The sequence below is a fragment of the Halomicrococcus pelagicus genome (genome assembly GCF_050954125.1).
The window spans coordinates 53,098-67,144 of sequence record NZ_JBPBWC010000003.1 but is presented as its reverse complement, the minus strand read 5'-3'; the positions used below and the strand labels follow the sequence as shown (position 1 = coordinate 67,144).

Sequence of the window (14,047 nt, the reverse complement as noted above, 5' to 3'; positions counted from 1 at the left end):
GAGCGCCGCCAGTAGCGACGGGTTTTCGTTCCGTCGCCGCTTTGGGGGACGACATGGGTCAACGTCCGCTGTTCGTCCGGGCCGCCTGGTTCCTCCTCGTCGGCTGGTGGGCGACCCCGATTCTCGTCAACGTCGCGTGGGCGCTGAACGCCACCGTACTCCTCCTGCCGGTGGGCATCAAGCTCATCAACCTGGTGCCGACCGTGCTCACGCTGAAGGAGCCTCGCTCCCGCCTCGAACCCGGGTCGGGACGGGGCCAGCGGTCCCTGGTCGTCCGGGCGGTGTACTTCGTCCTCGTCGGCTGGTGGCTGAGCTGGCTCTGGGCGAACGTCGCCGCCGTCCTCGCGGTGACCATCGTCGGACTTCCGGTCGCGTACTGGATGTTCAATCGGCTCCCGTACGTCACGTCTCTGTATCGATTCGACGGGTAGCGGGAATCCCATTCCTTATGACGAATCGTCGTGAATGGGACGACGAGGGCACGTAGCTCAGTCCGGATAGAGCGTCGGACTTCTAATCCGACGGCCGTGGGTTCAAATCCCATCGTGCCCGTGCACTCGCCGCACTACAGCTAGGCGTAGCGAGCGTTCTCGACGGACTCGAACCCTGCCAGCCGCAGGCCCGCACGGCGACCGGAGGGAGTGGCGTCGTCGCTCGACGAGTCGTAACGTCGGATTACCGTGCGGCGACGCGGACGGGAATCCTTTTCAACGAGCCGTTGCTCCCTGGACGCATGACTCGGCGGTCGATTCCGGAAGCGCGGTACAGCGTCGCGACGCTCGACTGGGCTCGCGAGGAACACTCGCGGCTCGGCGACTGCCGCCCGACGCGAGTCGACGGTGAACGACTTCGCGCCCGACTCCTGTCCCGGTTTCTCGCGAGGGTACTCACGCACCTTCGCTGACGGGCGCGCGGTCACCTCGTCGCCGGCGAGGACCGACCGGTCGCGAACCTACAGCTGCTCCGCGACGTTCTGGATGTCGGTCCGGCAGAACGGACAGCGGTAGTTCGTCGAGAACCCGCTGGACTGCGCGACCGTCTTGGTTTCCAGTTCGTGGAGCGCGATATTACGACTGCACTGTGGACAGGCTACCTTCGACACGTTTCCAGCTATACAATCGCACCCACTTAAATCACAGGGGCCACAAGTATTATATAATACCCTGTCCTGGCGCGCGATTGCGTTTAAGATAGCAGTGGCTAATTCCAGCTTATATCATCCGAATGAGCACGTCCGAGAAGGGCTTTTATAGGAAGGTCCGACCGTGCATCGCGCTGGACGGCCTGCGTACGAACGTCCCCATCGTTTCGCTCACGGCGATGCCGTTCGCGTGTTCCGAGCCACTCTTCGAGTGACTCGTATCGCTCGCGGCCAGTTCGGACCGTTACTCCTCGAACCGGAACGTCCGCGTCCCACCTTTTTACTTCGTCGGGTGGGCTCACTTCATTCGCCCACCACTCCTCGCAAAAAGCTGGACCAAAAACGCCCCGCTCGCTCCCTCGCTTCTCTCGGTCACTCACGGCCAGTTCGGACCGTTACTCCTCGAACCGGAAGGTGCCGTCACGCTGGACGACCTCGCCGTCGACCTCGATGAGCGAGTCCTCGCTCATGTCGACGATCATGTCGACGTGGACCGCGCTGTCGTTCGGTTCGCGGTCGTCCGGCACGCAGATGTCGTACGCCATCCCGACGGCGAGGTGGACGGTGTCGCCCATCTTCTCGTCGAACAGCATGTTGTAGGTGAACCGGTCGATGTCGCGGTTCATCCCGATGCCGAGTTCGCCGAGGCGGCGCGCGCCCTCGTCCGTCTCGAGCACGCCGGTGAGCACGTCCTCGTTCTTCCCGGCCTCGTAGTCGACGACCTCGCCGCCCTCGAACTCCAGGCGAACGTCCTCGACGATCTGTCCCTGGTGGACGAGCGGTTTGTCGAACAGGACCTCGCCCTCGACGGAGTCGGGGACGGGTGCGGTGAACACCTCGCCGCCCGGCAGGTTGTTCTTCCCGTGGTCGTTGATGGTCTTCATGTCCGCGACGCTCATCCGGAGGTCGGTGGTGTCCCCGGAGACGATGCGGACCTCCTCCGCAGGGTCGAGTATCTCGACCATCTGCTCCTGGTGTTCGCGCTGTTCCTCCCAGTCCTTGTTCATCGCACCGTAGACGAAGTCGGCGTACGAGCGCGAACTCATCTCGGCGAGTTGCGCGCTCCCGGGGGAAGGATGCTGGGTGAGACACCAGCGCTTCGAGAGAATCTCCTGCTGGATGGGCTGGTAGGCCTGATTGTACGCCGCGTGGGTGTCCGCGTCCACGTCGCTCATCTCGGAGGCGTTCGCGTGCGCCCGGACGTGGAGCACGGCGTCGGCGGCGTCGAACAGCGCCTGCTCGTGGTCGGGCGTGTCGAGGTCGGCGGGGTCGGCGGCCGCGAGGAATGCCGCCTGCTTCGCGTCGCGGCGACCGGACATCACGAGGGGGTAGGCTCCGCGCTCGCCCAGCAGTTCGCTGACCGTGACTGCCAGTTCGTCCGCGACCGAGGGTGCGCGAACGACGACGGCGTCGCCGGGTTCGACGTCCAGCGAGTGATTGACGATTATTTCGGCATGTTCCCGAACGCGTTCGTCCATAGTGGCAGATATTGCCACCCCACGAAAACCGCTTTCGATGTCGGTCTCCGAGATTCCGCGTTCGGTTCGGCGTCGTCCCACGGTTATTTGACCAGGCGCGCTAAAGAGCGATGCATGATAGACCTCCGGAGCGACACGGTGACGACGCCGAACGAGGCGATGCGCGACGCGGCCCGCGACGCCGACGTCGGCGACGACGTGTACGGCGAGGACCCGTCGGTGAACGAACTCGAAGCGCGGGCGGCCGACCTCGTCGGCACTGAAGACGCCCTCTACGTGCCGACCGGGACGATGGGCAACCAGGTCGCCGCGCGCGTCCACACCGAGCGCGGCCAGGAGGTCCTGGTCGAGCGCGAGAGCCACGTCTACAAGTGGGAACTCGGCGGCCTCGCCCAGCACGCCGCCCTCCAGGTGCGCACGCTCGACGGCGGAAGCCGCGGCGTGCCGACGCCCGAACAGGTCCGCGAGGGGTACGTCGAGGAGGACGCCCACCGTCCCGGGACCGGTCTGCTGACGCTGGAGAACACCCACAACAGCAAGGGCGGCGTCGCCATCGCGCCGGAGAAGATCGACGCCGCCGCCGAGGCGGCCCACGACCTCGGCGTCCCGGTCCACCTCGACGGTGCGCGCGTCTGCAACGCCGCGGTCGCTCGTGACGTTCCCGTCTCCCGGTTCACCGAGCAGGTCGACTCGGTGATGTTCTGTCTCTCGAAGGGACTGGGCGCGCCGGTCGGGTCGATGCTCGCCGGGACCGAGGAGTTCGTCGCCTGTGCGCGCCGGACCCGGAAGCTGTTCGGCGGCGGGATGCGTCAGGCCGGGATGGTCGCCGCGCCGGGCCTGCTCGCGCTGGACAACGTCGACCGCCTCGCCGATGACCACGACAACGCCCGGGTGCTCGCCGAGGAACTCGCCGACGTGGACGGTCTGGCCGTCCAGCCGCCGGAGACGAATATCGTCCTCGTCAGCACCGAGAGCGCGGGCAGGACCGCCGACGCGTTCCTCGACGACTGCGAGGACGCCGGCGTGCTCGGGACGCAGTTCGACGCGCACGTCGCCCGCTTCTGTACGCACTGGGACGTCGACCGCGAAGACGTCGAGGCGGCCGCCGAGCGGATACGGGACGCGCTCTAACGAACGACGGTTCGATCGGTGCTACCCCGGTGAATCCGTCGGCGTCCGAACCGACGAATCGGGCGGGACGAGTACCCTCAGCGCTGGCCCTTGTTGATGCCTTCCTGGAATCCGGTGATGGTGCGGCGAACGAACAGGTAGATGAAGAAGACGAACGCCAGCAGGACGACCAGGAGGCCGACGAACACCGGGTCCTGAAGGAGGTCGCCGAAGAGTCCGAGGGGGGTCATACGTCGGAGTATCAGTCGGCGGACCAAAGTCGTTTCGGGTACTCACGCGTCCCGGCGGGGGTTCGCCGTTCCCGCCACAACGTTTTTCCGGCGGATAGTGACAAAGTTGATTGGTTGGCGGTCGTATAGACCCGTCTATGGCAGACCTCTTGCCCTCCAGTTCGGACGCCGAACCGACACAGGGCGGTGATCCGCGCGTCCTCGGTGTCGACAGCGACGACGCCGACGACCTGCTCGGTGCGCTCTCGTCCGACACGGCCCGGACCCTCCTGTCGGAACTTCACGACGACCCCGCCACGGCGTCGGAACTCTCCGAGCGAGTCGATACGTCGCTCCAGAACGCCCAGTACCACCTCGGCAACTTGGAAGAGGCCGACCTCATCGAGTCAGTCGACACCATCTACTCGGAGAAGGGCCGCGAGATGAAGGTGTACGCTCCGACCGACCAGCCGCTCGTCCTCTTCGCCGGACGGGAAGAGCAGACGACCGGACTGAAAGACGCTCTCTCGCGCGTTCTCGGAATCGTGGTCGCGCTGGGCGCGGTCAGCGCCGCCGTGCAGTACGCGTTCCAGGAACACCTGTTCGGACTCGGCCCGGAGCCCGCGGAGAGCGGCGGAGGGGCCGGGACGATGGGGACGATGGAAGCGACGTCGCAGGACGCCGCACAGCAGACCGCCGAGACCGCGGCGACCACGCTTCCGCCGGGACTGCTCTTTTTCGCCGGGGGTGCGCTCGTTCTCGCGCTCGGCGCCACCTGGTGGTACCTGCGCAACCGGTAACTAAAACGCGTTTTTGAGCTTACCGAGACTACTTGATACAGCCCATCGTAGGGGAGGGTGTGGCCGCCCCGCTTCGGCCCTCCGCCGAAAACACCACCATTGGCTTTCCTTACCTTTCGACGCGGAACTCCTCGACGAGCGACCCGTCCCGGGTCTGAACCTGCCCCGCCAGCGCCTCGCCGTCGGGTCGAAGTTCGGCGTGCGTCGGAAGGTTTCCACGCGGCCGGGCGTGACTGCCCGGATTCAGAAGCGTCACCTCTCCAGTGTCTCGAACGGCGTGACGGTGCGAGTGACCGAACACGACGACGTCCGCACCGCGCTGACGACCGAACAGCTCTAACCCCACGCTACCGCCCTCCTCGCGGTGGGTGAGCGCGAACCGGACGCCGTCCACCTCGAACGACTGCGCCGACGGCAGTCGCTCGCGGACGCCCGCCGTCGCGTTGTTGCCGTGAACGGCGATCAACCGCTCGCTCGCGGCGTCGAACGCGTCGAGCGCGGCTTCGGTCGTGAAGTCGCCCGCGTGGACGACGAGGTCGGCCTCCCTGACCGCGTCGAGGGGTCGCCCGGACAGTTCGTGGCCGGACGTGCTGTGGGTGTCGGAGACGACTGTAATCACGGGCGACCGTACGCACTGCACGGTCGAGTGTTTTTCCGTCACAACTTCTTTACTCTCTCCGGGAGGGATTCGAGTAATGGCAGAGAGCAAATCGGTCGTCATCGCCGCCCTCTTCGCCAACGGGGCGATAGCGGTGCTGAAGTTCGTCGGGTTCCTGCTGACCGGAAGCGCTGCGATGCTCTCGGAGACGTATCACTCCATCTCCGACACCGGCAACCAGATTTTCCTCCTCATCGGCATCCGGTACGGCAAGCGCGAGGCCACCCGCGGACATCCGTTCGGATACGGCAAGGCACAGTTCTTCTACAGCTTCCTCGTGAGCGTTCTCCTCTTCGGCATCGCCGGCTGGGAGAGCGCGAAACACGGGTACGACGCGCTGATGCACCCCCACACGGAGCAGCTCGACCCCGTGACGCTGCTCGGGGTCACGTTCGCTCCCGTCTACGTCAACTACGCCGTGCTCGTCGCCGCGATACTGTTCGAGACCTACGCGTTCATGAAGGCGTACCGCGCGATGAAAGGAGAGATAGAACGCCGGAACTGGAGCGGCTTCCGCGAGGCGTTCCGCAAGACCAGCAACGTGACGACGCTGACCGCGCTCACCGAGGACGCCATCGCGCTGAGCGGCGCCGGCATCGCGCTCCTCGGCGTCTACCTCTCGCGAACGACCGGGAACCCGATGTACGACGCGGCGTCCGCGTTCCTCATCGGCCTGATGCTGATGGGCTTCGCCGTCGCGCTGGCGTGGGAGAACAAGCGTCTCCTGCTCGGCGAGAGCCTGCCGAAAGAGGAAGAACGGCCGCTCCGGAAACTGCTCGAGGAGTGGGACGGCGTCGTCGACGTCGTCGGCTTCCGGACCGTCTACTTCGGGCCGAAGCGACTCATCGTCACCGCCGACGTGGCGTTCGACTCGACGCTCGACACCGGCGATATCGACGACCGCATCTCCGACATCGAGGACGAGATGATGACCACCAACGAGCACGTCAAGAAGATTTACATCGAGCCCGAGGTCCAGGAGACGACGTCGAAGTCGGCCAGCTGACTGGGCGGTCGTCGTTCGCAGTTCGTCCGCCGAAACGACACTTCTCGGATAGGCAAGGATTTTTGAACTAAGGCGCGAATACCCGGTATCGTGTCGACCACCAGCGAGTACATGCGGTTTTTCCCGTACGCCGACCCCTACGATAATCAGCGGGAGGCGATGGACCGCATCTACAACGGTCTGTCTCGCGGTCAGGACGTGGTCTTCGAAGGGGCGTGTGGGACGGGGAAGACGCTGTCGTCGCTCGTGCCGGCGCTAGAGTACGCACGCGAGGAGGACAAGACGGTCGTCATCACGACCAACGTCCACCAGCAGATGCGCCAGTTCGTCCGGGAGGCACGCGCCGTCAACGACCAGGAACCCCTGCGCGCGGTCGTGTTCCGCGGCAAGGGGTCGATGTGCCACGTCGACGTCGACTACCAGGAGTGTCAGGTGCTCCGGGACAACACCTACGAGGTGGTCGATTCGGAGCGCGACGTGCGCGAACTCGAACAGCGCCAGGCGGAGCTGCTCGAACGGGCCCAGGAGGGCGACGACGAGGCCGCCGAGGCCCGCAGCGCCGTCATGGACGAACTCGAGGCGGTCGAGGAGGAACTGGAGAACCTGCAGGACGCGAACGTCTGCGAGCACTACTACAACAACCTCACGGGGGACAACGAGGAGTTCTACCAGTGGCTGTACGACGACGTTCGCACCCCCGACGACGTGTACGACTACGCCGAACAGCGCCATCTCTGCGGCTACGAACTCCTGAAGGACGGGATGGAGGGCGTCGACCTCGTCGTCTGCAACTACCACCACCTGCTCGACCCGACCATCCGCGAGCAGTTCTTCCGGTGGCTGGGCCGGGACCCCGAGGACGTCGTCACCATCTTCGACGAGGCGCACAACGTCGAGGGCGTCGCGCGCGAGCACGCCACCCGGACGCTGACCGAGAACACCGTCGACAGCGCTCTCGACGAGTTACAGGAGAGCGACGACCACCGGAGCGACGCGGGGTTCAACGTCCTCGCCGCGTTCCAGCGCGCGCTCCGGACGACCTACGAGGACTCGTTCTCGTTCGGCGAGCGCGAGCAGGTCGGCGAGAACTGGGAGGACGTGTCCATCGCCAACGACGACAGGCGCGACGACCTCACCCTGAACTTCCTGCAGGAGTACACCGGGCCCGGGTTCGACTCGGAACTCGACGACGCGCTCGCGCTCGGCCGTGACCTCGACGAGGAGTACGAGGAGGCGTACCGCAACGGCGACGCGACGACGCGTAAGGAGTGCCAGACGCTGCAGGCGGCGCGGTTCGTCAAGTCGTTCGTCGACGAGGGGGACGAACTCGGCCAGTACCCCGTGGTGTCGGTGCGCCGCGATGAGGGGACCGACGAGGTGTACGGCCGGGCCGAGCTGTACACCTGCATCCCCCGCGAGGTGACGGAGGAGCTCTTCTCGGAAGTGTACGCGACCGTCCTGATGAGCGCGACGCTGCGACCGTTCGACGTGCTCGGGGACGTGCTCGGCCTCGAAGACCCCATCACCCTCGCCTACGGTCTCCAGTTCCCCGAGGAGAACCGCCGGACGTTCGCCGTCGGGACGCCCGCGCTGTTCGCCAGCGAACGCTCGGACCCGGAGACGCAGGCGGTCATCGCCGACGCGCTGCGGGACGCCGTCGAGTTCACCGCGGGGAACACGCTCGTCTTCTTCCCGAGTTACTCGGAGGCGGAGCGCTACCGCGACCGCGTCGAGTCCGACCTCGACGCGACGCTGTACTTCGACGAGGCCGGCACCTCGGCCGACGACCTGCGCCAGTCGTTCACCGCGGACGACGACGCCGTCCTCTTCACCTCGCTCTGGGGGACCCTCGCGGAGGGAGTGAGCTTCGACGGCGACGACGCCCGCACGGTGGTCGTGGTCGGCGTCCCGTATCCGCACCTCGACGACAGGTCGAAGGCCGTCCAGGACGCCTACGACCGCGCGTTCGCCGACCGCTCGGCCCACGACTCCGGCTGGGAGTACGCCGTCGAGATTCCGACGATACGGAAGACCCGGCAGGCGCTCGGCCGCGTCATCCGGTCGCCCGAGGAGTTCGGCGTCCGCGTGCTGCTCGACGAGCGCTACACCGCCGCGAGCGTCTCCGAGATGGGCAAGTACAGCGTCCGCGAGACGTTCCCGCCGGAGGAGCGCGAGGAGATGGTCGACGTCGCGCCGGAGAAACTGAAGTTCGCCATGCTGAACTTCTACACCGACCGGGACGCGTGGCCCGGCGACCCGCCGACGCCGTAGTTCAGGCGGGGAGACGGAACTCATCGACCGCCTCGTCGTACGTCGCGTTCCACAGGCTGAGCCGGTCGACGGTCCAGGTCACTGGCTCGACCTCCCGTTCGGCCAGTCGACGGGCGGCCTCGACGGGGCCGCCCCGGGCCAGCGTGACGTGGGGAACGTAGTCGTCGCCCTCGATGCCGGGGACGGGGTCGAACGTCGAACACAGCCGGCGGTGCAGCTTCCGGAGACCAGGACTTTCGACGGCGAGGTAGACGACGGGGGCGTCGCCGCTCGCGGGGCGCTCGAAGTAGTCGACGTTCGCGACGCGGGCCTCGAACGCGGGGGCGCCGGCGAGCGCGGACCGGACCCGCTCTCGCAGGCGCGCGACGCCGTCACGTCGCGCCGCCTCGCTCGCGCGGCCGCCGCCGACCGGCGATTCCCCGAGTCGCTTGCAGACGAGCGTGCGTCGCTCCCGGACGGCGTCGAACGGGAGCAGCGCGGGGCGAAGCTCCTCGGCGCGGCGTTCGACCGCGCCGGGAACCGGAACGTTGAGGCTGTACACTGCCGGGAGGTCGACCACCGCGCTACAAGAGGATGCCGGTCGTCCGCGCGAGCAGCCGCGACCACCGCTGCGGCGACGCCGAACGCGAGCGGTGTCGTGAAGCGGTCGCCCGTCCCGGGCCGGTGCTGAATAAAGCAAGGGGGAACCAGGCTGGCAACTACTTTTAACAGTCTTCGACGGGAGAAACGGATAGGTCAATGGAGCCATCCGGCGATTCCGTTCGGATACTGTATCTTCGAAACCGGCCGGACGGGGAGGGGTTCGTGGACCCCCTCGACGACTCGGGGGAGTTCGCGGTGACGACGGTCGAGCGCCGGGAGCGCGGTCTCTCGCTGCTCGACGACGAGTCGTTCGACTGCGTCGTCGGCGACGCGGACGACGGTCTCGACCTGCTATCGACCGTTCGGGAGCGCCGACCCGACCTCCCGTACGTCCTCGTGGCGCGAGAGGACGACGGCGACGCCGAGGCGGCGCTCGCACGCGGAGCGGCGGAGTACCTCGACTGCCGGAGCGACGACGAACCGCTCGGTCTCCTGGCGGTCCGGGTCGAGAACGCAGTTGCGAGCGACGACGGCGACCCGGCCGAGCGCAGGGGGAACGACTCGTACCTGCAGAAGCTGTACCGGACCGCGTCGGACGCCGAACTGACGTTCGAGGAGAAGCGACGTCGGCTACTGACGCTGGGGAGGGAGCGACTCGGCGTCGACGTCGGATTCGTCTCTCGCATCGACGGCGACAGGTTCGAGATCGTCGACGCGGTCGGGTCCCACGAACTGCTCCAGTCGGGCCGGACGGCTCCCCTCTCGGAGACGTACTGCCGGAAGACGCTCGACAGCGAGGAGTCGTTGGCCGTCCGGGACGCCGCGTCCGAAGGATGGTCCGACGACCCCGCGTACGAGACGTACGGACTCGGCTGTTACATCGGAACGGAGGTTCGCGTGGACGGGGAGCTGTACGGGACGCTCTGTTTCGCCGACGGGCCGCCGCGCCAGCGGTCGTTCACCGACAGCGAGTCGGCGTTCGTCGAACTCGTCTCGCAGTGGTTGCAGTACGAACTGGAACGGCGCGCAGACGCCGAGGTGCTCCGACGGCAGAACGACCGCCTCGAGGACTTCGCAAGCGTGCTCTCACACGATTTGCGCAATCCCCTGAGCATCGCGGAGATGTACCTGAACGCGGCCGAGAGGAGCGGCGACGCCCAGGACTTCGAGCAGGTCCGGGACGCGCACGGACGCATCGAGGAGCTGATAGAGAAACTGCTGACGCTGGCACGGGAGGGCGAGGCGCGGGCCCGGAAGACGCCTCAGGACCTGTCCGAGACGACCGCCGACGCGTGGCGGACCACGGAGACGGGAGACGCGACCCTCCGGACGGCGGACGACCCGACGGTCGAAGCGGACGGCGAACGCCTCCAGCAACTGCTGGAGAACCTGTTCCGGAACGCGGTCGAACACGCCGGCCGCGACGCGACCGTCGAGGTCGGCGCGCTCGACGACGGGAGCGGGTTCTACGTGGCGGACGACGGACCCGGCATCCCGGCGGGAGAGCGCGAGGACGTGTACGACCACGGCTACTCGACCGGGGGCGGGACCGGACTCGGTCTCACCATCGTCCGGCACATCGCGGACGCCCACGACTGGACCGTCTCCGTTACGGAGAGCGAGTCCGGCGGTGCACGCTTCGAGATACGGGGAGCGGTCGCGTAGACGTGTAGGGTCGGCTCGCCGGAACTGTCGGCACTCCGACTGCAAACGTTGCCTGTCCGAAAGCCTTTATTCGGAGCGCGGCGGAAGAGGGTAGCAATGACGCGGACGCGCCAGTTCGAGGTCGCCCTCGCGACCAGCGGCGTGTCCGTCTCCTTCTCCCCGCGACGACCGGGGCTCTCCCTGCCCCACTAATTCCAATTCCACCGCGACCCGACGTTCGTTTCGTACGGACTCATTCGACACTAACTCGTCGTTAGTCTACTCCACGACTTTATTTCTAATTTTTCTTAGAAGAATTTAAGGGGCTGTAGCTCGTGGGGTGGTGTACGATGAAACGCGCTGCACTCGCCTTCTCGGGCGGACTCGACACCACGGTATGCGTCCCGCTCCTCGAAGAGGAGTACGACTACGACGAAGTCATCGGCGTCACGGTCGACGTCGGCCAGCCGGAAGCGGAGTTCGACGAGGCCGAGGAGACGGCCGAAGCGCTGGGTCTCGAACACTACGTCGTCGACGCCACGGAAGCGTTCGCCGAGCAGTGTCTCGACTCGGTGAAAGCGAACGCCACCTACCAGGGCTACCCCCTCGGAACCGCGCTCGCACGTCCGATAATCGCCGAGGCCATCCTCGACGTGGCGGAGGAACACGACTGCGACGCGCTCGCCCACGGCTGTACGGGCAAGGGCAACGACCAGTTGCGCTTCGAAGCCGTCTGGCGTAGCTCCGACCTCGACGTAGTCGCGCCGGTGCGCGAACTCGGCCTGACCCGCGAGTGGGAGATGGAGTACGCCGACGACCACGACCTGCCCGTCGAGGGCGGCAACGAGGGCGTCTGGAGCATCGACACGAACCTCTGGAGTCGCTCCATCGAGGGCGGCAACCTGGAGGACCCGGGGTACGTCCCGCCGGAGGACATCTACGAGTGGACCGACGCCCCCGGCGCGGAGACGGAACTGGTCGAAATCGAGTTCGAGGAGGGCTACCCGGTCGCGCTCGACGGCGAGGAGAAAGACGCCGTCGATCTGATCGAGGAACTGAACGAACTGGCGGGGGCGCACGGCGTCGGCCGCACGGACATGATGGAGGACCGCATGCTTGGTCTGAAGGTGCGCGAGAACTACGAACACCCCGCCGCCACGACCCTCCTCGCGGCTCACGAGGGTCTCGAAGGTCTCGTCCTGACGAAAGAGGAGCGCAGCTTCAAACAGCAGGTCGAACAGCAGTGGGCCGAGAAGGCCTACGAGGGGCTGCTCGCCCATCCGCTGATGGACGCCCTGGAGGGGTTCGTCGACGAGACGCAGGAGAAGGTGACGGGGACGGTGACGGTGAAGTTCGACGGCGGGCAGGCGCGTCCGGTGGCCCGCGAGAGCGACTACGCGGTGTACTCGGAGGCCGCCGCGTCGTTCAACACCGAGACCGTCCAGGGCATCGAACAGGCCGACGCGACGGGCGTGGCCAAGTACCACGGGTTCCAGGCGCGCCTGGCGAACGAGGCCGAGAAGGCGGCCGAGGAGAAGCAGGCCGTCGCCACCGACGGCGGCGAAACGGATGAGTGAGGAGGACGTCGTCCGCGGCGAGCGCTTCGCCGGCGGACCGGCCCGGGGATTCCTCTCGTCGCTCTCCGCCGACGAACGCATCTTCGCCGCCGACCTCGCGGTGGACCGCGCCCACGTCGTGATGCTCGCAGAACAGGGCATCGTCGACGAGGAGACGGCGGGCGAGATACTGGCCGCGCTCGATACGGTCGAGTCGGACGGCCACGACGCGCTCCCCGACGGCGAGGACGTCCACGCCGCCATCGAGACGGCGGTCGTCGAGGCGGTCGGTCCCGAGGGCGGTCGGATGCACACCGCCCGGAGCCGCAACGACGAGGTGGCGACCTGCATACGCTATCGCCTGCGGGAGGACCTGCTCTCCGCGCTGGAGGCGACGCTGGCGCTCCGCGAGGCCCTGCTCGCCCGCGCCGACGAGCACGCCGAGACGCTCGCGCCGGGGTACACCCACCTCCAGCCGGCCCAGCCGACGACGGTCGGCCACTTCCTGCTGTCCTACGAGCGCGCGCTCGCCCGCGACGCCGCGCGCCTGCTTGACGCCTACGGTCGCGTGAACGAGTCGCCGCTCGGCGCGGCGGCGTTCGCGGGAACACCTTTCGACGTCGACCGCGAGCGCACCGCGGACCTGCTCGGGTTCGACGGCACGGTCGACAACGCCACCGACGCGGTGTCGGCCCGCGACTTCCTGCTGGAGTCGGTCGCGGCGCTGACGGCGCTGGCGACGACCGTCTCCGGCCTCGCCGAGGACCTGGTCGTCTACTCGAACCGCGGGTTCGTCGAACTCGACGACGACTACGCGTCCACCTCGTCCATCATGCCCCAGAAGAAGAACCCCGACACGCTGGAACTGGCGCGCGCGACGGCGGGCGACGCCCACGCCGGCCTGTCGGGACTGCTGACGACGCTGAAGGGACTCCCCCGGGCGTACAACCGGGACCTCCAGCGTGCGACGCCCCACGCCTGGGACGCGGTCGACGCCGTGACCGACGCGGTCGACGTGGCCGGCGGCGCGGTGGCGACCGCGACGTGGAACGAGGGCGCGCTCGCCGACGCCGCGAGCGAGGGGTTCTCGACGGCGACGGGCGTCGCGGACCTGCTGGCGAGCCACGGCGTGCCGTTCCGCACCGCCCACGAGACGGTCGCCGTGGCCGCCGCCGAGTCGGAGGCCGACGCCGCACCGGAGTACGCGGCGCTCGACGCGGCGGCCGAGGACGTGCTCGGTGAACCCCTCGAAGCGTACGTCGACCGCGAGGCCGTCGAAGCGGCGCTGGACCCCGCCGAGAGCGTCGCCGGCCGCGACTCGCCCGGCGGCCCCGCGCCCGACGCGGTGGCGGAACAGCTCGCGACGGCCGAGGCGGAACTGACGGACGACGAATCGTCGGTCGCGGCGGCGCGCGACGCGCTCGCGGCCGCGGACGACGCGCTCCACTCGGAGGTGACCGACTATGTCTGAACCACCGCGACCCCCTCGTGGGGTCCCTACTTGTCGCTGAACCGGAATCGCGGCGTCCGCTTTCGCGCGGTGAGACGGTAGTCCGGCCTTTTTATTCATA

Annotated in this window: 14 protein-coding genes and 1 tRNA gene; 10 read left to right on the top strand and 5 right to left on the bottom strand. The window is 67.4% G+C overall.

Annotation, left to right across the window (positions count from 1 at the left end; translation table 11 throughout):
- The first annotated feature begins 53 nt into the window (after nt 1-53).
- The 3 genes from ACRYA2_RS07910 (at nt 54) to ACRYA2_RS07900 (ending at nt 904) form a co-directional block, all read left to right on the top strand.
- A complete protein-coding gene (locus tag ACRYA2_RS07910) occupies nt 54-431 on the top strand; it encodes a YccF domain-containing protein (RefSeq protein WP_433626209.1) in 378 nt (125 codons plus the stop codon).
- A 46-nt stretch (nt 432-477) separates the two neighbouring features.
- Nucleotides 478-552 (top strand) — tRNA-Arg (locus tag ACRYA2_RS07905).
- A 181-nt stretch (nt 553-733) separates the two neighbouring features.
- Nucleotides 734-904 (top strand): hypothetical protein, encoded by a 171-nt coding sequence (locus ACRYA2_RS07900; protein WP_433626207.1) that lies wholly within the window; start codon nt 734-736, stop codon nt 902-904.
- A 48-nt stretch (nt 905-952) separates the two neighbouring features.
- On the opposite strand, the gene ACRYA2_RS07895 is transcribed toward ACRYA2_RS07900, so the two are convergent.
- Together ACRYA2_RS07895 and ACRYA2_RS07890 are read right to left on the bottom strand one after the other, a co-directional pair.
- Nucleotides 953-1,102: a hypothetical protein gene (locus ACRYA2_RS07895; protein ID WP_433626204.1), complete on the bottom strand. Its 150-nt coding sequence runs from the start codon at nt 1,100-1,102 to the stop codon at nt 953-955.
- Between the two features lie 434 nt (nt 1,103-1,536).
- Entirely contained in the window at nt 1,537-2,619 is a 1,083-nt protein-coding gene (locus ACRYA2_RS07890; RefSeq protein WP_433626201.1) for an aminopeptidase, read from the bottom strand.
- 114 nt (nt 2,620-2,733) lie between these two features.
- Between ACRYA2_RS07890 and ACRYA2_RS07885 the strand changes: the two genes are divergently transcribed.
- On the top strand, nt 2,734-3,750 hold the full coding sequence (locus ACRYA2_RS07885; RefSeq protein ID WP_433626198.1) for a threonine aldolase family protein: 1,017 nt from the start codon (nt 2,734-2,736) through the stop codon (nt 3,748-3,750).
- Between the two features lie 77 nt (nt 3,751-3,827).
- Here ACRYA2_RS07885 and ACRYA2_RS07880 read toward each other — a convergent pair whose 3' ends face one another.
- Nucleotides 3,828-3,980 carry a DUF7859 family protein gene (locus ACRYA2_RS07880; RefSeq protein WP_433626196.1) on the bottom strand — a complete coding sequence of 51 codons (153 nt, stop codon included), beginning with the start codon at nt 3,978-3,980 and terminating at the stop codon, nt 3,828-3,830.
- Between the two features lie 137 nt (nt 3,981-4,117).
- On the opposite strand from ACRYA2_RS07880, the gene ACRYA2_RS07875 reads away from it, so the two are divergent.
- On the top strand, nt 4,118-4,759 hold the full coding sequence (locus tag ACRYA2_RS07875) for an ArsR/SmtB family transcription factor (RefSeq protein WP_433626194.1): 642 nt from the start codon (nt 4,118-4,120) through the stop codon (nt 4,757-4,759).
- A gap of 109 nt (nt 4,760-4,868) precedes the next feature.
- Here the strand turns inward: ACRYA2_RS07875 and ACRYA2_RS07870 are convergent, their stop codons facing one another.
- Nucleotides 4,869-5,378, bottom strand: coding sequence for a metallophosphoesterase (locus ACRYA2_RS07870; protein WP_433627088.1), 510 nt, complete (start codon nt 5,376-5,378; stop codon nt 4,869-4,871).
- A 76-nt stretch (nt 5,379-5,454) separates the two neighbouring features.
- Here ACRYA2_RS07870 and ACRYA2_RS07865 point away from each other — a divergent pair, with 76 nt between their 5' ends.
- Nucleotides 5,455-6,423, top strand: coding sequence for a cation diffusion facilitator family transporter (locus tag ACRYA2_RS07865; RefSeq protein WP_433626191.1), 969 nt, complete (start codon nt 5,455-5,457; stop codon nt 6,421-6,423).
- A 90-nt stretch (nt 6,424-6,513) separates the two neighbouring features.
- Nucleotides 6,514-8,694, top strand: a complete 2,181-nt coding sequence (locus ACRYA2_RS07860; RefSeq protein ID WP_433626189.1) for an ATP-dependent DNA helicase — start codon at nt 6,514-6,516, stop codon at nt 8,692-8,694.
- Nucleotide 8,695: 1 nt separating this feature from the next.
- Here ACRYA2_RS07860 and ACRYA2_RS07855 read toward each other — a convergent pair whose 3' ends face one another.
- Nucleotides 8,696-9,235, bottom strand: a complete 540-nt coding sequence (locus ACRYA2_RS07855) for a 2'-5' RNA ligase family protein (protein ID WP_433626186.1) — start codon at nt 9,233-9,235, stop codon at nt 8,696-8,698.
- Nucleotides 9,236-9,432: 197 nt separating this feature from the next.
- On the opposite strand from ACRYA2_RS07855, the gene ACRYA2_RS07850 reads away from it, so the two are divergent.
- The 3 genes from ACRYA2_RS07850 to argH all read left to right on the top strand — a co-directional run bounded on the left by ACRYA2_RS07850 (nt 9,433) and on the right by argH (nt 13,947).
- A complete protein-coding gene (locus ACRYA2_RS07850) occupies nt 9,433-10,941 on the top strand; it encodes a sensor histidine kinase (protein ID WP_433626184.1) in 1,509 nt (502 codons plus the stop codon).
- A gap of 329 nt (nt 10,942-11,270) precedes the next feature.
- On the top strand, nt 11,271-12,497 hold the full coding sequence (locus tag ACRYA2_RS07845; RefSeq protein ID WP_433626181.1) for an argininosuccinate synthase: 1,227 nt from the start codon (nt 11,271-11,273) through the stop codon (nt 12,495-12,497).
- Nucleotides 12,490-13,947 (top strand): argininosuccinate lyase, encoded by a 1,458-nt coding sequence (gene argH, locus ACRYA2_RS07840; protein ID WP_433626178.1) that lies wholly within the window; start codon nt 12,490-12,492, stop codon nt 13,945-13,947. Before ACRYA2_RS07845 ends, argH begins: the two co-directional genes overlap by 8 nt.
- Nucleotides 13,948-14,047: the final 100 nt, after the last annotated feature.

Bases quoted from the DNA above. Each gene is read 5' to 3' on its own strand.
- ACRYA2_RS07890 (WP_433626201.1), bottom strand. From the start codon at position 2,619: ATGGACGAACGCGTTCGGGAACATGCCGAAATAATCGTCAATCACTCG.
- ACRYA2_RS07880 (WP_433626196.1), bottom strand. From the start codon at position 3,980: ATGACCCCCCTCGGACTCTTCGGCGACCTCCTTCAGGACCCGGTGTTC.
- ACRYA2_RS07885 (WP_433626198.1), top strand. From the start codon at position 2,734: ATGATAGACCTCCGGAGCGACACGGTGACGACGCCGAACGAGGCGATG.
- ACRYA2_RS07875 (WP_433626194.1), top strand. From the start codon at position 4,118: ATGGCAGACCTCTTGCCCTCCAGTTCGGACGCCGAACCGACACAGGGC.
- argH (WP_433626178.1), top strand. From the start codon at position 12,490: ATGAGTGAGGAGGACGTCGTCCGCGGCGAGCGCTTCGCCGGCGGACCG.
- ACRYA2_RS07845 (WP_433626181.1), top strand. From the start codon at position 11,271: ATGAAACGCGCTGCACTCGCCTTCTCGGGCGGACTCGACACCACGGTA.
- ACRYA2_RS07900 (WP_433626207.1), top strand. From the start codon at position 734: ATGACTCGGCGGTCGATTCCGGAAGCGCGGTACAGCGTCGCGACGCTC.
- ACRYA2_RS07865 (WP_433626191.1), top strand. From the start codon at position 5,455: ATGGCAGAGAGCAAATCGGTCGTCATCGCCGCCCTCTTCGCCAACGGG.
- ACRYA2_RS07850 (WP_433626184.1), top strand. From the start codon at position 9,433: ATGGAGCCATCCGGCGATTCCGTTCGGATACTGTATCTTCGAAACCGG.
- ACRYA2_RS07910 (WP_433626209.1), top strand. From the start codon at position 54: ATGGGTCAACGTCCGCTGTTCGTCCGGGCCGCCTGGTTCCTCCTCGTC.